Here is a 21870-nt window from a genome sequence, read left to right as displayed (position 1 = left end):
TTCATATCCAAATTGTGTCAGAAGCATGATAATTAGCCAGGTCACTAGTCAATTTCACCTAACATAATTGCACTATACGATAACATCGTAGCCTTGTTCTTCAATTACCTCTTGCATATCAGCTATAGAAACCTTTGTGTCATCATAGGTTATATCGACTTTCCCAGTATTTAGATGCACCTCTACCGTTGTAACACCCGTTAAATTTTCTAGTGCACCTTTTACAGACTGCTCGCAATGACCACAGCTCATTCCTTTTACGTCGATTGTTGTTTGCATTATAAATAAATCTCCTTTCATTGTTTAGATAACTATTATTTATCCGTAGTAAAACCCCAACTGATTGAAGTATTACTTTATCTTGGATACCTACTATTCTTACTTTATAACTTAACTCGTTTTAAACGAAGTGAATTAGAAACGACACTTACAGAACTAAATGCCATAGCAGCTCCAGCAATCCAGGGTGCTAATAATCCCATTGCTGCTATCGGAATTCCAGCACTATTATAGGCAAAAGCCCAGAACAGGTTTTGCCTGATATTCTTAATCGTCGCTTGGCTAATTTTAATTGCTTTTGGAATGAGAAGCAGTTCTCCTCCCAAAATCGTTACATCTGCTGCCTCAATGGCCACCTCGGTGCCTGTTCCAATCGCAATTCCTATATCTGCAATAGCAAGTGCAGGCGCATCGTTAATACCATCTCCTACCATTGCAACTTTTCTTTTATCCTCTTGGATCATCTTCACCTTAGCTGCTTTTTCTTTAGGTAGGACTTCAGCAATTACTTGGTCAATTCCAGCTTGATCTGCAATTGCCTTAGCCGTTCTTTCATTATCTCCTGTCAACATAACGACTTCCAACCCTTGATCTTTTAACTGTTTGATTGCCTGTAATGCAGTATCCTTTATCGTATCGGCAACGGAGATAATGCCTTGATACTCCTTATCTACGGCAATCAACATTGCTGTTTTTCCATGCTCTTCAAATGTGTGAAGCTGCATTTCGACATCAGTTGAATAGTTAATATCATTCTCCTTCATTAATAGTCTGGTACCAACAAGTACCTGATTACCATCTATCTGTGCAGCTATACCTCGACCGGGTATAGCATTGAAGCTTTCTACATCCAGCATATCTAATCCTTTTTCCGTTGCATAAGCTACAATAGCTTCTGCCAAGGGATGCTCTGAACCTTTTTCTGCACTTGCAACCAATTGTAATACACGCTCATCGCTAGTAAAATCTGTTACTTCTGGTTTCCCTTTAGTAATCGTTCCGGTTTTATCAAAAATAATTGTATCTAGCTTATGCGTTCGCTCAAGGTGTTCCCCACCCTTAAACAATATCCCATGTTCCGCTGCTTTTCCTGTGCCTACCATAATGGACGTAGGTGTAGCTAAACCCAGTGCACATGGACAAGCGATAACAAGTACTGCAATAGCAGCAACTAACGCTGGCTCCAGTTCACCAGGTACAACAAACAAGATCCAGGCTAAAAAGGTAAGCAAGGCAATTCCAACAACAATTGGCACAAAGTAACCTGAGATGATATCAGCTAATCGTTGAATCGGTGCTTTAGACCCTTGTGCATCCTCTACAGCCCTAATAATAGAAGCTAGTGCAGTCTCTTTCCCTACATTTGTCGCCTTCATTTCAAATGTGCCATTTTTATTTATGGTTGCACCAATCACTGTTGAGTCACGATCTTTTTCAACTGGAAGTGATTCTCCGGTAAGCATCGATTCATCCACAGATGTTCTTCCACGCATAATAACACCGTCTACGGGTATTTTTTCACCTGGTTTAACGATTAATCGATCCCCTTGAATTACTTCCTCTATCGGTACCATCATTTCAGTGCCATTTCTAACCACTCTTGCTTGTTTTGCTTGAAGATTTAATAATTTAGAAATTGCCATTGTTGTTCTACTTTTGGCCTTTGTTTCTAAATATTTCCCAAACAAGATTAACGTAATTAAGATCGCACTCGTTTCAAAATAAAGATGAGGCATATAATTTTGATCGACCATTGCTTTCATTACCTCATAAAGACTATAAAAATATGCAGCGCTTGTGCCTAAAGCGACAAGTACATCCATATTTGCAGATCTATTACGAAGATTTTTATATGCTCCAGCATAAAACTGCCAACCAATTATAAACTGAACAGGTGTTGCTAAAGCAAATTGAAACCACGGATTCATAAAGATAGCTGGCAACTGTAAACCGAATAAATGATCAAGCATGGTAATTAACAGTGGAATGGATAATGTAGCTGAAACCATCAATTTCCATCTCATTTTCATGAGCTGTTTTTCTTTTTTTGATTGTTGTATATCGTTTCCAGCTTTAGGATTTGCTTTATAGCCAAGTTTTTGTACAGCATCTATAAAATCCTGTTCTTCAACTATTAGCGGGTTATATTCAATCGTAGCTGTCTCATTGGCTAGGTTAACGGATGCACTCCTAACTCCCTGTTTTTTACTTAAAGCTTTTTCAATTCTTGTTGAGCATGCAGCACAGGTCATTCCTAAAACATCCAGCTCCGATTTTTCTGTCTCAACACCATAACCTAGCTTCTCTATTTTCCCTGTAACATCTTCTATGCTTACGGTCTCTGGGTCAAAGTCCACATTTGCTTTTTCTGTAGTCAAATTAACCTGTGCTTCGACTCCATCTATTTTATTTAACACTTTTTCAATCCTTGAAGAACAGGCTGCACAGGTCATTCCTGTTACCCCAATGGTTATATGATCTTTTTCATGCATTGGATACGCCTCCATCACTTCGAGAATTGCTTTAAAACCTCCATTAGCTCTTCAATTGCTTCATTGCCCTCCCCAGATTTAACCGCATCGGTAACACAATGCTTAGTATGTCGTTCAGCAATTGAAAATCCAACTTTTTTTAGTGCTGCATTAATAGCACTTATTTGTACTAAAATGTCAATACAGTACCGATCCTCCTCAACCATTTTCTGTATCCCTCTTACTTGACCCTCGATTCGTTTGAGCCTATTGGTAACAGCTGACTTCTCATCTTTTGTTCTAGGTGTTACTGGATGCTCATGCTTTTGATTTGCCATCTATTTCATCCCCTTACATGTAGTTTCACATTCACCTTACACATATACTATACCCCCCTAATGTATTTTGTGCAAGGGAAATGCATCAAATTATATAAAGTGAAGCTTCCATCCGTGGGGGTTGTTTTATCCCACGGGTGGTTAGGTGAACCAATCGGACATTTACTGGCAGTTGTTCCCTCACTTATCCATATTGGTTTCTCTTTATTGCTTGAAGTGAGGGGGGTACTGCCAGTTATGTGCGGGCATATAGAATGCTATATACCTAAAAAAATCCCTTAGTAGTAGCCTCTATAATAAAAGGTTCCACTAAAGGATAGGTTCATTCGTATCTTTTAAAAAAATATATTAGAAATGGAATAATTCCAAATAAAACTGTACTATAATCCAATCAAGAATTGGTACATCGCTGTTTCATCATTTTATCTCATATTGTAAAGAGCGTCATCATTCTCTTTCATCAGTGTCCTCTTCCTTCATTTATTTTTCTCTTTCTATACACAAATAACGATCACTAACCAGTTATATGTGGGATAAAAGTTTATGTCTTATGCGGCACTTTGCTTATTTGCTAAGATAAGCTTTGCTTGTATCAAACGTCTCCTTACTATAATTCCAATCCAACTAGCTAATAATGCTTTAATCATGCCTACTACAATAAAAGGAAGTGCTCCAGTTAAAAACGCAGTAGTCCAATCAAAAGCTAGTAAATACTTGATTTGTATCGTACCACAGATTAATGTGATCAGCATACCTATTGTATTTGCAAGGACGGCATAAGCTAAATTAAACTTAGTTTTTTCTAATACCCACCCTGTAATATAGGCAGCGAGAATAAATCCAAAAATATAGCCTCCCGTTGGACCTGCCAAAACCTGTATTCCTTGAGTAAAGCCTGCAAATACCGGTAGGCCACAGGCACCTAGTAACGCATAGCAAATCATTGCTAGTGCACCTTGTCGACTGCCAAGAATAGTAGCTGTAATACCGACTGCCAACGTTTGACCACTAATAGGAATGAGTGGTAATGGAATTTCCACTTGAGCCAATATAGCTGTTAACGCAGCAAATATAGCACAATTTAAAATGATTCGGAGCCTTCTGCTTTGCTGATGCATAAATACCCGCCCTTTGCATTGAATAGCCTAGATTGTAATCTTCTTATATATAAGTGAAATTGTATGCAATAAAAACAGTATTGTCAACTACAAAAAACAGAAGTTAACAATACTGTTTTCTTAGGCTCTCCGCTTACTAGTTATAAGCTTGGAGAATAGAAAGAAGGATAGAAATAGCTATCGAATAGACACCTGTCCATATTAATAATTTTTGAACCGTTTGGTGAAAGCTCTTTTTAAATCGTTGCAACGAATAATCTTGTTTAACCATCTCTTCCGTTCTTTTCATCCCTCTATTTTCTGGAGTTACCCATTCCCAGATAATTCGAAAACCTTTAAAAAACAAATAAAACAATTCACTGTTTATTAAATGAATGATAGCAACTATTAGTAAAGAAATAAGACCGACTATAAAAGCAATGTCCGTAATAAATAGAATATCCTTTAATACGATGATAATGAAAAACCACGCTAATATAAAGAAAACATGCTTCAGCAAGCTTACACCACCTTAGGAGCCAATCAACTTATAACTGGATGTCATTGGCTCCACACATTGTATCAATCTTTTATTCCGTTTTTTTAGCCCATTTAAATACAGGGCTCCGATTTTCATAGTATGCAACATTCTTGACGCCTGTTGATGTTAAATAGTTTTTGGTTAGGAAGTATAAAGGCATAAAAGGTAAATCGGTCATTAATGTTTCCTCAGCTTCATGCAATAGTTCAAAGCGCTTCGTAACTTCCTGTTCTACTTGAGCATCCTTTAATAACTGATCATATTGATCATTGACCCAACCCGTCCGGTTATTCGTACTAGTACCTAGATAGTATTCTAGATTCACTGCTGGATCAATATAGAGACCCGTCCAAGACATTCTCCCCATTTGATAATCGCCACGCCCTAACGTATCTAAATACGTATTCCATTCTTGATTGGCTAACTTAAGATCTATATTTAGGTTCTGCTTGAGCATTTCCTGTACTGCTTCCGCATACCTCTTATTATTATCTGAGGTACTAAACATTAATGTCACCTCAGGAAATTCAGACCAGCCTTCTTCCTCCATTGCTTCCTCTATTAATCTTTTTGCTTGATCATAATCTTCTTTAAAATAATCTCCACCAAGCTCACGAAAATCCCCATCAGGTGTGTCAGCCCCAGGTGGAACCATAGCAAAAGCTGGTGTTTCTCCAGTTTGTCCAACATTTTCAACTAGAGACTTTCGATCAACTGCCATGGCAAACGCCTGTCTTACCTTTCGATTCGTAAATGGTTCTTTATTTACATTAAATATGAACATCGCTGTAGAATAATATGGAAATTCAATATATTCATCACTATCCTTAACAGCAGATAATTGATCTGTAGGTATGGAACTGATAAAATCTAGATCGCCAGTTTGATATAATTGATACGCGGTTGTCGCATCGTCGACCATTTCAAATGTAATTTGTTTTAAAGTGATGTCATCTTGACTATAATAGTCATCATTTTTAGATAAGATAATTTTGTTGTCATGCTCCCATTCCGTCATATAGAAAGCACCATTTGTTACGAAATTTTTAGCATCTAACGTCCAATTTTCATTCCCTTCAACAATATCTTTTTTTACAGGATAAAAAGTCCAAATGGTCATCAGACTATCTAAAAACGCAGTAGGAGACTCAAGAGTTACCTCCAACGTTTTATCATTAATTACTTTTATTCCTACATCATCTACACTTACTTCCCCTTTGTTATATGCTTCAGCATTCTTTATGACAAATAAATAGTACGCAAATCGTGCTCCTGTATTTGGATTTAATACCCTTTCCCAAGAATACTTAAAATCTTCAGCCGTTAAATCCGATCCATCGGACCATTTTGCATCTTCTTTAATCTTAAATGTATATACAGTGCCATCTTCTGACACCTCTACATCCTCAGCAACTCCGAGCGTGATATTTCCATCTTGATCGCGCGTATATAAACCTTCATACATATGATCTAAAATCCATCCAGAAGTAACGGATGTATTCAGTGCCGGATCAAGACTAGCTGGTTCAGAACCAGCATTTAATACAAGCTCTTGCTTTACTGATCCTTCGGCTCCTGATTTATTCTCTCCTTCTGAGCAAGCTGCCATAATCATAGCTACGCATATAAATAGAATAACAATCAACTTGTTTTTCATTTTCCTGCCCCCTCCATCATATTTAATATGCTTCCTCGACACTTTCATTTATTAATTTTTTTTAGCCCATTTAAAGACTGGTGATTTATGATTATAGTAAACAATTCCCTCTATTTCTGGTGATGGTAAATAATTTGATGAGAGGAAATAATATGGCATAAAAGGTAAATCCTCCATTAATATTGCTTCTGCTTGATGTAATAGCTTAAAGCGTTTATCTGCATTTTGTTCTACTCGTACTTCTTTCAATAGTTGATCATATTCTTTCTCCTTCAATATACTATGAATATAGATGACAGGCTGTCCAGTGGTCAGACTGTATTTCCTTCCATTCCGGGGCTTTTAAAGAACAAATTTCCATTGCATGTGGGCATCTTGTGCGAAATTTACATCCATTTGGCGGGTTCACTGGACTTGGTGGATCTCCCTGTAACACGATCCTATCTCTTCTTGAAATTGTTGGGTCTGGCACAGGAACAGCTGATAAAAGTGCCTGAGTATAAGGATGCTTGGGTTCGTTAAATAGTTTCTGACTATTTGTTAATTCCATCATACTCCCTAGATACATAACACCTATTCGGTCACTGATGTGCTTAACCATACTTAAATCATGGGCAATAAATAAGTAGGTTAGATCTTCAGAATCTTTTAAATCATTAAGTAAATTTAGAACCTGTGCTTGAATGGAAACATCTAATGCAGATATTGGTTCATCTGCAACAATAAATTTAGGCTTAACCGCCAGTGTTCGAGCAATTCCAATACGCTGCCTTTGTCCTCCACTAAATTCATGGGGATAGCGCTTTACAACATCAGGATTCATCCCTACTCTTTCCAATAAATCATAGATTCGCTCCTTTCTTTGTTTGCCCTTTGCTAAGCCATGTGCATCTATTCCTTCAGCTATGATATCCCCTACCTGCATTCGTGGATTTAAAGAGGCTTGGGGGTCTTGAAAAATAATCTGAACTTCCCGATTAACTCGTTGCTGTTCCTTCTTTGATAGATCCTTTACATTACTACCCTCATAATAGACAGCTCCCTCAGTAGGGTTTGTCAGACCAACAATTGTTTTTCCAAATGTAGATTTTCCACTTCCACTTTCACCAACTAACCCAAATGTTTCTCCTTGATAAATCTCTATGGAAATCCCATCAACTGATTTGACTAACTGCTGCCTGCCTATGGCAAAGTGTTTTTTAATATCGATTGTTTGAATAATTCCTTGATTCATACAAGCTCCTCCGCATCTGAAAACTCCGCTATCTTCGGAGCCAATTCATCATTTAAAAAGCATCTTGATGAGTGACCTTCGGCAATGTCATAAAGATCAGGAACTTCTTCCATACAAATATTCATCGCATATTTACAACGAGGAGCAAAAGGGCACCCTTTCGGTGGTGAAAATAGATCTGGTGGAGATCCCTCAATTGGCTTCAGTCTTTCTTTTTTTTCATGATAAACATTTGGAATCGATTCTAATAAGCCCCATGTATAAGGGTGATTCGGATTGGAAAATAGTTCGTGGACACTGCATTTCTCTACCATCATCCCACCATACATTACAATCACCTTATCCGCACCCTCGGCCACTACCCCTAAATCATGTGTTATTAAGATAATAGAAGTATCTTTTTTTTCTTGAATATCTTGTAATAATTCGAGAACTTGTGCCTGTATTGTTACATCCAATGCCGTCGTCGGCTCATCTGCTATTAACAAATCTGGATTACAAGCGAGCGCGATTGCAATCATTACACGTTGTCGCATTCCTCCACTGAACTCATGCGGATATTGTTCATACCTTTTATCAGCATTTGGAATACCGACCTCTTTAAGCATTTCAATCGCTCTTACCTTTGCTTCTCGCTTGGAAACATTTTGATGATAGATTAATCCTTCCGAAATTTGCTTGCCAACCTGCATGGTTGGGTTTAATGATGTCATGGAATCTTGAAAAATCATGCTCATCTGCTTTCCCTTTATTTCCCGCATTTGTTTTTTATTTAATTTCAATAATTCTTTTCCTTTAAATCGAATACTTCCTCCTTGTACATTGCCTGCTGGATGAGCTATTAACCCCATAATTGCTTGTACAGTTACACTTTTTCCACTTCCACTCTCGCCAACAATAGCTACTGTTTCTCCGTGATTAACATTAAAGGAGACTCCCCTTACGGCATCAACCGTGCCACCATAAGTTTTAAAGTTAACCTTTAAATTATTCACCTCTAATAAAGACATACCGTTATTTTCCTCCCTTTTTGCGTACCTTTGGATCTAAAGCGTCTTGCAATCCATCGCCAAAAGCATTGAATGCAAACATCGTTAACGAGATCATAAGAGCGGGGAAGAAAAGCCTCCACCATTGTCCACCAATAACAACTCCTAATGCATCATCAGCCATCGTACCCCAGCTCGCAAAGGGAGCTTGAACACCCAGCCCCAGGAAACTTAGGAAAGATTCAGAAAATATAGCGGATGGAACTGAAAATGTAAGATTAACAATGATGATCCCCATCGTATTCGGAATTAAATGTTTTCTAATTATCTTGGCATGACTCGTACCTAACTTTTCTGCAGCTAGTACATAGTCTTGGGATTTTAATTGTAGGATTTGCCCGCGGACAATTCGAGCCATGCCAACCCAACCCGTGGCAGACAAAGCAATAATAATTGTTAGCATGCCTGGCTCCATAATTACCATCAGCAATATAACAACGAGTAAGTATGGAATACCATATAGCACCTCAACGATACGCATTAATATATTATCTATTCGGTCACCCTTTTTCCCCTTTCCAGCCATGTATCCAGATACGCCACCAATGGTTACACCAATAATTAAATCTAATAAAGCAGCCACTAAACCTATGGTTAGAGAAACTCTTGCCCCCTGCCAAGTACGCGCCCATACGTCACGCCCCAAATCATCTGTTCCAAACCAATGCTCACTAGATGGAGGAAGATTATTCTTGGTAAGCTCCTGTTCAGAGGCGGAATAAGGAACCATAGACGGCCCTGCGATTGCAAAAAACGTGATGATAAGAAGTAATGCTATACCAAGTAACGCTAGTTTATTTTTTAATATATTGATAGCCGTTTCTTGCCAAATAGATAAGCTTGGTCGAACGATCTTTTCAGATAATCGATCTTGTTGCCTAACTGGCTCAAATAATAATTCCCTTGCTTCCTTACTCATCTATGATCCTCCTTTACTAGTCAATGTAATCCGTGGATCGATAAATCGATAGGAAACATCAATTAAAAATAAGACAACAACTAGAATAACGCTATAAAAAATAGTAGTTCCCATGATTACCGTGTAGTCTCGGTTAAATATACTATCCACAAAGTACCGTCCAATACCCGGTACAGAGAATATGCGTTCTATCACTAGTGTGCCTGTAATTAAAGATACAAATAGTGGTCCAATAAAAGATACAACAGGTAATATGGCATTACGGATACCATGCAAAAAGAGGATACGATATGTTGGTAACCCCTTTGCATCTGCAGTTTTCATATAATCTTGATTTATAACATCAAGCATACTCGAGCGGACAAAACGGGCTATAATTGCTAATGGCCCAGATGCCAAAGCTATCGATGGTAGCACAGCATGCTGCCACGTTCCCCAATTCGCAACAGGAAATACTTGTAAATCAACGGCTAAGAATTTCATTAATAGTGGTGCAAGTATAAAGTTAGGTACTGAAATTCCAACTGTTGCTATTACCATTGCTGTATAATCAAAAATACTATTATGGTATAAAGCAGCTATAATTCCTAACGTAACACCAAATACTAAGGCGATAAGTAGCGTTAGTAGTCCTAGTGTCGCTGAAGCCCCCAGACCAGAAGCAATAATATCATTTACTGACCTTCCACTACCCTCCATAGAGATTCCTAAGTCAAACGTCAATAAATTCTTCATATATGTAAGATATTGAATTGGTAAAGGGTCATCAAGGCCATACTTCGCATATAGATTTTCAAGTGCCTCTTCTGGTAGCGCTCCTTCTTCTGTAGAAAAAGGATCTCCGGGAATCAGCTTCATCAAAATAAATGTCAATGTCGCAATTACCCATACAGTTAATAACATCGTAAGGACACGTCTAATGATGTACATAACATTCCTCCCTATATTGACATAAAATTACTTCCCATTAGTTTAAGTATCTATCAAAAAATTCTCCCACCTTAAATTGCATCGATTGATAACTAGCCATACTACTGGTCTGTCCCCCCATTTGATGGCCATCCTCTTCAGAGATAATTAGTGTCACATCCTTACCCAATTTCGTTAATTTCTCTTTAAATTGCTTCGATTCTTCAACTGGGACACGACTATCATTTTGTCCATGACACATCAAAAGAGGCACACTCACCTGCTTCGCATGGCAAAGAGGGGATATTTCATCAAAAAAGGACTTGTCCTCTGATAAAAACCCATATTCGTACTCTCTTAATAACCGTCTATAAGAACCGGTTTTCTCTAAAAATGTACGAATATGTGATATACCAACAATGGATACTGCTGCTGACCATAAGTTCGGATAATGTCCAATGACCGTATTGACGATAAAACCACCGTAGCTTCTTCCCATGATGCCCAGCTTGTCTTTCTGAATACCGTGTTTATCAAAAGCAACCTGAGCAAGAGCCTTAATATCTTTCGCTGCATCTAAACGCTTTCTTCGATCATCCAAGGATAAATATTTCCTCCCAAAACCCTTACTCCCTCGTATATTTGGAACAAATACGGAAATCCCCATATGAACGAGTCCTTGGAGAATTGGATTAAAGTCCACTCTGGATAGATTTTCTGGCCCACCATGAACATAAATAACGGCACCTTTTGGATTTTTACTATTTGCGTAATAGAAATAGGGAATTTCCAGCTCATCAAACGATTTAAATGCGCACATCTCCGGATTGTATTTTCTTAGCTGTAATGCATCGGAATAACCAGTATCCGTCAATCGTGTCAATGTCCTCTTTAGAAGATCGTAGATATGTACTTCCCCAGGCATTTGTGGTCCTTTTAACAGAAAAAAGAAGGAACGGTTATCCAGCCATGTGATATGTGATGTTACACCAATTGGTAATTCTTCCATCTTTTTTAAGCTGTTATTGGCAATGTCATATACGTAGATGAGTGAAACTCCACCTTGATTAACAGTGAGAGCTATTTTTGTTTCGTCCTTTGAAAGTTTCATCTCCTCTATATCCCATGGAATGGATTGAATAACAGGAATGAGCTCTTGTGGATGAGATAATGAGAATTGATATAAATGCATATATTCACTATTAACATCTGAAAGCAAAAAGCCTTTCTCCTGATTTTTTGAAAATACTACGGATTGATAACGAGCTAATTTATCTTTTACTCCAATTCTTACCTTAGATAAGTCTTGTAAATTAATTATCCAATAAGAGGAATCAATATTCGTTTCCTGTAGTTGTACTACTACATGATCGCAATCCTTCATCCATTTAACGACGGTACATGCACCTTCACAACGAAAAAGAAGATCTCCTTTCTCTGTTTCTACATCTATAATGTGGACGTGGTAGCCTTGCTCCTCTTTTTGATAAGAAGTATAGATTATTTTCTTTTCATTAGGAGAAAAGTCTCCAAAAGTATGAAAATGGTCTAAAGCGTATACGAGTCTCTTTAATTTTTTCGTTTGCTGATGATAGAGAAATAATTGTTTTTTTTCGTTTCCTTTATAATCTATGCCTAGAACCGTATACATTCCGCTCTTGGAATGATTCACGGAGAGCACTCTTCCGTCCGTCAACACGAACGGCCTTTCTTCTCTCGTTACAAGATCGAATTCATATAGTTGCGGCAAGCCATTACCTCGATGCACATAAGTGATTTTATTACTATTTGGTACTTTCTTTGGTTGTTCAGCTCCATTTATTTTTAAATAATCCGATAATTTTTCCAACAAATTAACACCTCACTTAAAATTTATTCATCAAACAAATAAGTTGTTGGTTGTACGTAAAGGTCGATGCCGTAGGAAGTTTTGATAGGCAAACCCTTTTACTTCGTCTTCTGTATAAAATTTCAACAATTCATTAATTAAATTCTGGTAATGGGATGCTCTTTCAAGTTTGTTCACAAACGTTTTAACTCCATCAAAATCAGAACCAAAACCGATATTATTCACACCCCCTAGTGAGCATAGATGGTCAATATGCTTGATTAAATCAGCAATAGTTGTGACGCGCTTTTTATTTATGAAGGGGGGATTGTATACTACATGAATAAGCCCTTGGCAATCTAGCATACTTTTAATTTGGTCATCATATAGATTACGAGGGTGATCACAAATACTACGCACATTGGAATGGCTGGCAATGAGATAATCAGCGATTTCAATTGTATCCCAGAATCCCTTTACAGAAGCGTGAGATACATCTGTAAAAACACCATTCTTATTATTTCGTTTAATAACTTCTTTTCCTAACGGAGTTAAACCACCTGCATTCGCTACTCCTGCACCATCTCCACAGAGATTGGCATGGTTCCATGTTAAACCAATTAATAAAATCCCAGCACTGTACAGATATTCCAATTTATCTAGTTCATTTCCAAAGGGCTCTGCGCCTTCTAATGTTAGGATTGCACCAATTTCCCCTTTCTTAAGCGTATCAATATCTTGCCAATGTTTAATATGTTTCATCGTCGGGTTCTTACCAATGATTTCGGAATGGAAGATTTCTATCTGTTCTAATGCATATTCCCATTTCTTTTCAGCAGGTACATAAGGTTTGATAAATATTGCGAAAAACTGTACAACTACCTTTCCTTTTTGCAACTCCAATAGATTTGTAGTTAATTGATTGGAATCCTTATATTTCAGTATTTGATCTCTCTCCCGTTTAGCAACCTGCATTTTAACCAATGCATCACAATGTGTATCAATAACATTCATATCTAGCTCCTCCAAGTATTAGACAGCAGCTCCTTCAACACGCGGCAGCATTCTTAAATTGATAAATGCTGCCCAAGCAACACCATTGTCGTCTATAAAAAACTTCACTACTTTTCCACTGTCTTTTATTACTAGAGTCTGATAATCAATAGCCTTAACAACAGATGAATGACCGTTGGTTTCAGCAACGAGTACATTATTTATGATTCGAATTTCTAATCGGCTTCCCTTCTTGTTCGTCGCATAAGTACCTATCAATGCTTGAAGTTCCTTAGGTGAAAGATGATAGTCAGGCGCTTCCTTCTTCTTCTGTTTAATTGGTATCCCTAAAGCTGTATGTAGCGCAGCTTTCCAGATGTCTATTTTCGGACCACTAGAAACATTTGTCAGAACTGCTACTACTATTTTCTCTTCTGGTATAAAACCAAAATATGAAGAAACACCGGGCAAACTCCCACCATGCTTTACTAGCTGATATCCAAAATAATCTTGCTCTGTTCTTACCCCATATCCATAACATTCATTTTTACCAATTGGAAAAACTGGCTTCCACATCTTTTGATAGTTTATATGCTGCCAAGTTGATTGTTCTGAAGCAAGTGTATCTACATAGACATTTCCATACTTTATCAAATCCACGACCGTCGAACGAAGCCCTCCACTTGTTTCATAATTACCAAGGTTTTCCCAAGGATTGGATTGAAATGATTTCGCAACAGGATCATAGTCATACTGCACCGTTACATTCCCGAACTTTTTAATATCTTCGGTACTATATGTAGTACGATGCATTTCTAGTGGAGCTATAATTTCTTCGATCATGTATTTCCGGAATAGTCTTCCAGTCACTTTCTCAATGATGGCACCTAACAATAAATATAGATCGTTACAGTAACTCAAATATTCTCCCGGTTTACCTAAAGGACGTTCATGAATAGTTGCTAAATAGGAGATATGCTCATGAAAGCGGTTTAATTCTTGATAACGCTCAATTGGCGGAAGTCCTACTGTATGGGATAGCAAATGGTGTATCTTTATTTGAGACATATCTTCCGTTTTCAATTGGAAATCTGGTAAATACTTAATCACGGGGTCATCAACTGATAGCTTTCCTTCCGACTCCAATTTCATAATTGCTAATGCTGTAAAGGATTTCGTTATGGAGGCGATACCAAAAATCGTATCTACAGTAACAAGTTTTTTATTTTTCACATCTCGATAACCGAAACCATTCATATATATAGTTTCCCCATTTTTCGAGACAGCGACAGCTGCACCCGGCACATGCCCATCCAACATGAGCTGATTGACATAGGATTCAAAAATAGACCACTTATTATTATGCATAGTTGGCACTCCTTAATACGATTATGTTTGACCTGATTAGAAAGCCTGTTTTAAGAGCTCTAGTTTCAATCATTATAATATTGACGATAGAATTATAAAAATATATAATTTTTATAATATTATAATCAATAGTTATTAATACAGTACTTATATAAGCACATAAGAGGAGCCCTTACATGAGTCTACAAACATTACGATACTTTATAGAAGTTGCAAAGCATCTTAGTTTTAGCGAGGCATCCAAGGCTTTACACATATCCCAACCTGGCTTAAGCCAACAAATTTCTGATCTCGAGCGTAAACTAGGGTTTAAGCTATTAAATCGTACCACTAGAAAAGTAGCTCTAACAGAAGAAGGGGCCTTTATCTTCAACAAGCTATCTACATCATTCAACGATATTGAAATGACATTAGATTTCATGACTACACAAAAAATGATTCCTAAGGCTAAAATAAAAATTGCTGCTGTGCCATCAGCAGCAAGTATTTTCATCCCTAAACTATTAATAAAAATGCTAACCGATTTTCCAGATATCGACGTTTATACACATGAAACTACGTCATCGAAGGCTATTGAATTTATGAAACAAAAGCACTATCATCTTGCCTTCATTCGAACTCCTATTTATAAAGAAGAGTTCCTAAACAACGATTTAAGGCTGTTCGAATTTAAAAAATATCCATTACGACTAGTTGTAGCAAAAAATCACCCATTAGCCCAAAGAGATTCTGTAGACCTCCAAGACGCAAAAAACGAAACATTTATTCATTACAGTGATGATCATACGAATCCTTTACAATTTCTACTAGATAAAGCGTGTCTTACTGCTGGGTTTTCTCCGAAAAAGTTATGTACTGGTTCAGCATTATTATCTATTTATCATCTTGTATCCAATAATTTAGGTGTTTCCCTAATGCCATCTGATATGACGAGTTTACTAGAGAATAATAAAATCAAAATATTAAAACTCAATAATATTGAATTATTCAGCTCTACCTCCGTCTTATGGAATGAGGAGAATAATACATCTTTTGTAACAAATCAGATTCTTGATATTCTACAAACAGACCCTATTTTTAAAGAATTTATCTAAATTAATCAAAAGTGTGCTAGTGAGCTTCCCTTTTCAAACAGCAAAAAGAAACTGAAATGCATCTAAATAAAACCCATTTTGAATTTCTTATGAAACATTGGTATAATATCTGTTGCAAGATAGAAAAAATTGAATATCGACTACCAAACATTTGTATCTTGCAAATATAAATGATAGGTGGTAAACAACATGGAGAAAAACAATAATTATCAAGTATTATTGTACTATCAGTATGTTCAAATTGATGACCCTGAAGGTTACGCTGCGGAACATCTGAAATTCTGTAAGGAATTGGGATTAAAAGGTAGAATTTTAGTAGCCCAAGAAGGGATCAATGGTACTGTTTCAGGTACAATCGAACAAACAGAAGCATACATGGAAGCAATGCATCAGGACCCTCGTTTTGCAGACATGGTATTCAAAATTGACGAGGCTGCAGATCACGCCTTCAAAAAAATGCATGTTCGTCCTCGTAAAGAGCTAGTGACATTTCGATTAGAAAATGATATAAACCCTTTAGAAACTACAGGTAATCATTTATCTCCGAAAGAATTTTACGAAGCAATGCAGGATGAAAACACAGTCGTTATTGATGCACGGAATGATTATGAATACGATTTAGGACATTTCCGCGGAGCAGTTCGCCCAGATATAAAAACCTTCCGTGAATTACCAGAGTGGATTCGTGAACACAAGGATCAGTTTAAGGATAAAAAGGTCCTAACCTATTGTACCGGTGGTATCCGCTGTGAGAAGTTTTCTGGTTGGCTGTTAGAAGAAGGATTTGAAGATGTTAATCAATTACACGGCGGAATCGTTACGTATGGTAAGGATCCTGAGGTGCAAGGTGAATTATGGGATGGTAAATGCTATGTATTCGATGAACGTATTTCCGTACCAGTAAACCAAAAAGAACACGTAGTAGTCGGCGTGGATTATTTCGATGGCGAACCGTGCGAAAGATATATAAACTGTGCAAACCCAGAATGTAATAAACAAATTCTCTGCTCAGAAGAAAATGAGCACAAATATTTACGAGGCTGTACGCATGAGTGCCGTGTTAGCCCTCGGAACTTGTATGTAAAAGAACATGAACTATCACAAGAAGAGGTAGAAGAACGCTTGCAAAAACTAGGTGAAACATTAAAGCAAGAAATTTAACATTTTCATTCAGCCCCTAATTGTTGTCATATGAACAATTGGGGGCTTTTTTGTAGTCTAGGAAATTATAAAATTTGACTATGTGATAAATATGAACATATTGAGCCACGTCCAACTCAGCGCCCAGAAACGAGGTGACTTCACGAATTGCCCTAATCTAAGTCATTATCGGTTTACAAGCTCACCGTGATTCCTTTATCTCCGTTGACTCACTCCAGTCGCTATCTTTCTAATCGGGCGTGCTTATTGTTAAGTTTTTTAATAATGATATTCTCCATAATAAAGAAAATCTTCCTATCTTCAAAAGCGATTCAACCCCTATTAAAGAGAAACATTTGGTGTTAGGAAGCTATTCTTTGTGGGGAAAACTATGTAATCCCCGCTTTGACATGCCCACATCAACTTGCTATCCTTTTTTTAAAAGGAGGCTTTTTTATGAGTGTCTATGAATTTCAAGCTAAAATGATAGGTGGTAAAGAAAAGTCATTAAGCGATTACCGAGGTGAGGTATTGTTAATTGTAAATACAGCAAGCAAATGTGGATTTACTCCACAGCTCGAAGGATTACAAAACGTATACAATGCTTACAAGGATCAAGGATTTCAAGTACTTGGATTTCCTTGCAATCAGTTTAATAATCAGGATCCAGGAACAGAAGGAGAAATCTCGGAATTCTGCCAGATTAATTATGGAGTTACCTTTCCAATGTTTAGTAAGGTTGATGTTAAAGGTGAAAATGCCCATCCCCTTTTTAACTATTTAACAGAAGAGGCTAAAGGTTTTCTTACGAAACAGATCAAATGGAATTTCACCAAGTTCTTAGTAAACAAACAAGGGGAAGTAATTAATCGATATGCTCCACAAACAAAACCAGAACAGATCAAAACAGATATTGAGGTAGCTTTACAAGGATAACCATCTTTTTTTATGTACAACTTTAAATAGATACAAGCTCCAGATTCCCTCTATTAGGAAATTCGACCTCGTCATCCGACTAAATGACATTTTCGGATTGATAATATCAGAGCTAGCCCAGCATATTTTATAGATCCGCAGAGACTGTGCATATTGTACATGAAACCTCACTAGACGAATAAGAACGAATTGGTGGTTACCCCCAGAAGTTAGATTTTTCACTCTAACTTCCCCGGGGTTGGTACCAAAACGTATCGAATGATTGTTCGACTTTTATTATCTAACATACACTTATGTCCATATCTTCTTTTAAAGTACTTTTTCTAGGAAAACCTTCGCACGATCTGTAGTAGGCTTGTCAAAGAAAACGGACGGTACCGCCTCCTCTACCAGCTTACCGTTATCTAAAAATAGCACACGATCGCCCACTTCCTTCGCAAAATTCATTTCATGTGTCACAATTACCATCGTCATCCCTGTCTTTGCTAAATCCTTCATTACATCTAGTACTTCTTTAACCATTTCAGGATCTAATGCGGAGGTAGGTTCATCAAACAACATAATTTCTGGCTCCATTGCTAAAGCTCTAGCAATTGCCACTCGCTGCTTCTGCCCACCAGATAATCGATTCGGATAGGTATTCTCTTTATCTGTTAACCCTACCTTAGCTAATAACTTTCTTGCAACTGCTTCTGCCTCTCGTTTTTCTACACCCTTCACCTTTTGCGGTGCATAACTAACGTTATCTAACACCGTCATATGTGGAAATAAATGAAAATGTTGAAAAACCATCCCGATGTTTTTACGAATTTCTAATTTATTTGTTTTAAGCTTCGTAATCTCTTTTTCTTTTATATATATTTGCCCCTCCGTTGAGTCTTCCAATAAATTTAGACAGCGCAAAAATGTTGATTTTCCCGAACCAGATGGACCAATAATCGTTACAACTTCTCCTTGATGAATGGTTGTAGAAATTTGATCTAAGACTATATTTTTATCAAATACTTTTGTAAGATTCTTTGCTTTAATCACTTTGACGAAGCCTCCGTTCCATCAATCTACCTAGTAAAGTAAGTATATAAACCATTACCCAATAAATTAGTCCAGCAAATAATAATGCTTCAAAATTCCGGTATAAATCTGCGCCAGCAATTTGTGCTCTTCGCATAATATCTAAGTAACCAATTGTAGAAACAAGTGCTGATTCCTTTGTTAACGTGATAAACTCATTCATCATTGCAGGCAGTATATTTTTAAAAGCTTGTGGTAAGATAATATTTAACATCATTGGCTTATACGGAACGCCTAAAGCCTCAGCAGCTTCCGTCTGTCCTTTATCAATTGCAAGGATACCACCACGAATAATTTCTGAGATATAAGCAGCAGAATTCAGCCCAAAAGCTAACACAGCAGATAGAAATGCAGATATATTATAACCAGTTAATTGTGGTACAGCATAATAGATAATCATAAGCTGTAATATGAGGGGAGTTCCGCGGAATATCGATGTATAAGCATCCGCTACCCATTTTAGTACAGGGATGTTTGTAATTTTACATAATGACAATACTGTACCTAAGATAAAACCTATCACAATGGAAACACTAACAAATTTTAATGTAGCCCATATTCCTTCTAGTATAAAAGGAATATAAGGCACGATTTGGCTGAAATCCAAATTCATGCCTTATCACCTCGCTTTTCTCTCGTTGTTATTACAGAGTGTAGTTGGCAGCAAATCCTAATAATCGATTATCGAGATAACCACGATGTTTATCCAATTACAAATACTACTAACGTGCTACCTACATGCATCTTGTACAAAATAGAAACGTTTGCTGTAACTTATGGTTAATTGAATAGACGTTAGCCTACTCCATATCTGACAGCCATTTTTCTTCCAATTCTTTTATTTTTCCATCTTCCTCTAATTTTTTTAATACATCATTCACATCATCCACAAGTCCATTTCCTTTCGGGAAAGCAATGCCCATTCCAGGCGAGCTTGTCGTTGGATCATCAAACCCTTTTAATCCTTGCTCGTTGATATAACCCTTGGCAACCGTTTTATCCATATACCCAACATCAATTCGATTCGAATTCAATTCCTGTACAAGTAAACCAGCATTATCCACTTTTTTAACTTCAAAATCGTATTTATCTGCTAAGATTTCTGCTCCCTCTTCTTGAATCGTACCTAACTGCACACCAATTGTTTTTCCTTTTAAATCATCAAGGCTTTTAATATTGGATTCAGCACCTGTCAAGAAGCTTTCCCCAGAGTGATGATATTCTGTAGAGAAATCAACATTTTTTTTACGTTCTTCTGTAGCACTCATCCCTGACATAACCATATCTACTCTATTAGCCTGTAATGCACCAATTAATCCATCAAATTTCATATCTTCGATTTGTAATTCATACCCTAATTCATCAGCAATCAGATGCGCTAAGTCAATATCGAATCCTTCAAAATTACCTTGTGGATCTCGTGATTCAAAAGGAGGAAAATCAGCTGAGGTTGCCATTTTCAATACCTCCTCATCAGCAGACTTTGAATTATTTGATGTGGAATCTTCACTACTACCACAAGCTGATAACAAACCTACGATTATTGTAGAAAGAAAAATGATACCTATTGTTTTTTTCATGTTTTTCGCCCCATTTTCTTTATCTGTTGTTATTATTTATGAAATTCTGTTTGTATTGCTTTTAACAAGACAGAGTCTGTAATGACCTCATAGCCAGTCCTAGCCAATGCTAATGCACCATCCGCAATAACTTGCTGCCCTTTTGCTGTAATTGTCTTATCAGCAAATTCCTTCGTATGTGCAACTAAGCCAGGCTCATCCAACCCGATATAAGGATGAATTGCTGGAACGACATGACTAACATTTCCCATGTCAATGGATCCATAACTCTGCTTCGCTGGAAGTACAGGTACACCGGATATATCTTGTAAATGCTTTGAGAAAACGTTAGACAATTGCTTGTTTGTTATCATATTGTCGTAGCTGAGTTCATAATTAGATGATTCTAATCTGGCACCTGTCATCATGGCAGCCGCATTAGCAATGTTCATAACTTTTGTTACGACATCATTTAATACAGCTCGCTCTTTTGCTCGAATATAGAACTGAGCGACAGCCTTATCTGGTACCACATTTGCTGCACTACCTCCCTCAGCAATAATCCCATGAATTCGTACATCGTCAGGTAAATGTTCACGTAATGCATTAATCCCATTGAATAGTTGAATCACACTGTCTAAAGCATTTATTCCTTTTTCAGGAGAAGCAGCAGCATGGGAGGATTTCCCAAAGTAAGCAAACTGAATAGCATCCATTGCCAGTGAATCACCACTTTCATACGATTGATCACCTGGATGGACCATCATTGCTACATCGATCTCATTAAAAATACCTTGCTCACTCATAGGAACCTTTGCTCCGTTTGTTTCTTCAGCTGGTGTACCAAGAACGACAACGCTCCCACCAATTTCAGCTACCTGCTTGCTAAGAATAATTCCTGCACCTACACTCATTGTTCCAATTAAATTATGACCACATCCGTGTCCTACCTCTGGTAAGGCGTCATACTCTGCTAAGTAGGCAATAACAGGTCCAGGCTTCTCACCATTAAATACAGCTTTAAAAGCGGTTGGTCTACCAGCTGTACCCGTCTCAATAGTAAAATCATGGCTGGCTAATAAATCTGTTAATTGTTTCATAGATTTATACTCTCGGTCCCCTAATTCAGGATGTTCATATAGATAACGGCTGATCTCACATAAATCTCCATGAATTTTAGTTATATTTTCAAATAATGGATCATTCATTTTGCTTCCCACCTATATGCATATTTATTAATTAATATGTATATTTATAACATATTGTGTATACTCATGCAATAGTTATTTTATGCCAATCCTATTACTTTATCTAAAGGGCACTAACATATAAACGTTTGTCACACACTATTCATCAATTGCTTCTTATTAATCCCCATGTATACTAG

21 protein-coding genes are annotated in these 21870 nt (G+C 37.2%); 3 read left to right on the top strand and 18 right to left on the bottom strand.

The genetic code is table 11. From position 1 onward, the window contains the following. Nucleotides 1-72: 72 nt before the first annotated feature. The 14 genes from copZ to JUJ52_RS16670 all read right to left on the bottom strand — a co-directional run bounded on the left by copZ (nt 73) and on the right by JUJ52_RS16670 (nt 14683). The gene (copZ, locus tag JUJ52_RS16735) at nt 73-279 is read right to left on the bottom strand and encodes a copper chaperone CopZ (RefSeq protein ID WP_026682716.1); all 207 of its coding nucleotides are present in this window, start codon (nt 277-279) and stop codon (nt 73-75) included. 104 nt (nt 280-383) lie between these two features. Next, nucleotides 384-2771, bottom strand: coding sequence for a heavy metal translocating P-type ATPase (locus tag JUJ52_RS16730; protein ID WP_026682717.1), 2388 nt, complete (start codon nt 2769-2771; stop codon nt 384-386). A gap of 14 nt (nt 2772-2785) precedes the next feature. After that, complete coding sequence (locus JUJ52_RS16725) at nt 2786-3088, bottom strand: metal-sensing transcriptional repressor (protein WP_026682718.1); 303 nt, start codon at nt 3086-3088, stop codon at nt 2786-2788. Between the two features lie 548 nt (nt 3089-3636). Next, the gene (locus JUJ52_RS16720; protein ID WP_026682719.1) at nt 3637-4206 is read right to left on the bottom strand and encodes a biotin transporter BioY; all 570 of its coding nucleotides are present in this window, start codon (nt 4204-4206) and stop codon (nt 3637-3639) included. 136 nt (nt 4207-4342) lie between these two features. Next, nucleotides 4343-4705, bottom strand: a complete 363-nt coding sequence (locus JUJ52_RS16715; RefSeq protein WP_121604514.1) for a DUF3899 domain-containing protein — start codon at nt 4703-4705, stop codon at nt 4343-4345. Nucleotides 4706-4775: 70 nt separating this feature from the next. Beyond that, the gene (locus JUJ52_RS16710; RefSeq protein ID WP_205389547.1) at nt 4776-6383 is read right to left on the bottom strand and encodes a peptide ABC transporter substrate-binding protein; all 1608 of its coding nucleotides are present in this window, start codon (nt 6381-6383) and stop codon (nt 4776-4778) included. A 51-nt stretch (nt 6384-6434) separates the two neighbouring features. Continuing rightward, a complete protein-coding gene (locus tag JUJ52_RS16705) occupies nt 6435-6632 on the bottom strand; it encodes a hypothetical protein (protein WP_211911279.1) in 198 nt (65 codons plus the stop codon). 31 nt (nt 6633-6663) lie between these two features. Further along, on the bottom strand, nt 6664-7617 hold the full coding sequence (locus JUJ52_RS16700) for an ABC transporter ATP-binding protein (RefSeq protein ID WP_026682722.1): 954 nt from the start codon (nt 7615-7617) through the stop codon (nt 6664-6666). Beyond that, nucleotides 7614-8627, bottom strand: coding sequence for an ABC transporter ATP-binding protein (locus tag JUJ52_RS16695; RefSeq protein ID WP_026682723.1), 1014 nt, complete (start codon nt 8625-8627; stop codon nt 7614-7616). The genes JUJ52_RS16700 and JUJ52_RS16695 overlap by 4 nt, the downstream gene beginning before the upstream one ends. Nucleotides 8628-8631: 4 nt before the next feature. Further along, on the bottom strand, nt 8632-9585 hold the full coding sequence (locus JUJ52_RS16690) for an ABC transporter permease (protein ID WP_205389546.1): 954 nt from the start codon (nt 9583-9585) through the stop codon (nt 8632-8634). Further along, nucleotides 9586-10515 (bottom strand): ABC transporter permease, encoded by a 930-nt coding sequence (locus JUJ52_RS16685; RefSeq protein WP_026682725.1) that lies wholly within the window; start codon nt 10513-10515, stop codon nt 9586-9588. A 37-nt stretch (nt 10516-10552) separates the two neighbouring features. Further along, the gene (locus JUJ52_RS16680; RefSeq protein WP_026682726.1) at nt 10553-12343 is read right to left on the bottom strand and encodes a S9 family peptidase; all 1791 of its coding nucleotides are present in this window, start codon (nt 12341-12343) and stop codon (nt 10553-10555) included. Between the two features lie 30 nt (nt 12344-12373). Beyond that, nucleotides 12374-13336, bottom strand: coding sequence for a dipeptidase (locus JUJ52_RS16675; protein ID WP_026682727.1), 963 nt, complete (start codon nt 13334-13336; stop codon nt 12374-12376). A gap of 18 nt (nt 13337-13354) precedes the next feature. Then, the gene (locus JUJ52_RS16670; protein WP_166530671.1) at nt 13355-14683 is read right to left on the bottom strand and encodes a serine hydrolase domain-containing protein; all 1329 of its coding nucleotides are present in this window, start codon (nt 14681-14683) and stop codon (nt 13355-13357) included. A gap of 176 nt (nt 14684-14859) precedes the next feature. Between JUJ52_RS16670 and JUJ52_RS16665 the strand changes: the two genes are divergently transcribed. From JUJ52_RS16665 to JUJ52_RS16655, 3 genes are all read left to right on the top strand, one after another. Further along, the gene (locus JUJ52_RS16665; RefSeq protein WP_205389545.1) at nt 14860-15777 is read left to right on the top strand and encodes a LysR family transcriptional regulator; all 918 of its coding nucleotides are present in this window, start codon (nt 14860-14862) and stop codon (nt 15775-15777) included. Between the two features lie 189 nt (nt 15778-15966). Then, the gene (trhO, locus tag JUJ52_RS16660) at nt 15967-16938 is read left to right on the top strand and encodes an oxygen-dependent tRNA uridine(34) hydroxylase TrhO (protein WP_205389544.1); all 972 of its coding nucleotides are present in this window, start codon (nt 15967-15969) and stop codon (nt 16936-16938) included. Between the two features lie 435 nt (nt 16939-17373). Next, nucleotides 17374-17853 carry a glutathione peroxidase gene (locus JUJ52_RS16655; protein ID WP_026682730.1) on the top strand — a complete coding sequence of 160 codons (480 nt, stop codon included), beginning with the start codon at nt 17374-17376 and terminating at the stop codon, nt 17851-17853. A 309-nt stretch (nt 17854-18162) separates the two neighbouring features. Here the strand turns inward: JUJ52_RS16655 and JUJ52_RS16650 are convergent, their stop codons facing one another. From JUJ52_RS16650 to JUJ52_RS16635, 4 genes are all read right to left on the bottom strand, one after another. Then, nucleotides 18163-18885, bottom strand: coding sequence for an amino acid ABC transporter ATP-binding protein (locus JUJ52_RS16650; protein WP_205389543.1), 723 nt, complete (start codon nt 18883-18885; stop codon nt 18163-18165). Beyond that, the gene (locus tag JUJ52_RS16645) at nt 18878-19537 is read right to left on the bottom strand and encodes an amino acid ABC transporter permease (protein ID WP_205389542.1); all 660 of its coding nucleotides are present in this window, start codon (nt 19535-19537) and stop codon (nt 18878-18880) included. The genes JUJ52_RS16650 and JUJ52_RS16645 overlap by 8 nt, the downstream gene beginning before the upstream one ends. A 187-nt stretch (nt 19538-19724) precedes the next feature. Next, nucleotides 19725-20504 (bottom strand): transporter substrate-binding domain-containing protein, encoded by a 780-nt coding sequence (locus tag JUJ52_RS16640; protein ID WP_166530672.1) that lies wholly within the window; start codon nt 20502-20504, stop codon nt 19725-19727. Nucleotides 20505-20536: 32 nt separating this feature from the next. Further along, nucleotides 20537-21691 (bottom strand): M20 family metallopeptidase, encoded by a 1155-nt coding sequence (locus JUJ52_RS16635; RefSeq protein WP_026682734.1) that lies wholly within the window; start codon nt 21689-21691, stop codon nt 20537-20539. Nucleotides 21692-21870 lie beyond the last annotated feature (179 nt).

The sequence above is a fragment of the Virgibacillus sp. AGTR genome (assembly GCF_016919725.2).
Taxonomy (GTDB): Bacteria; Bacillota; Bacilli; order Bacillales; family Amphibacillaceae; genus Virgibacillus; species Virgibacillus salarius.
Note: the sequence above shows the minus strand (reverse complement) of the source record. Positions and strands in the feature narration are given on the sequence as shown.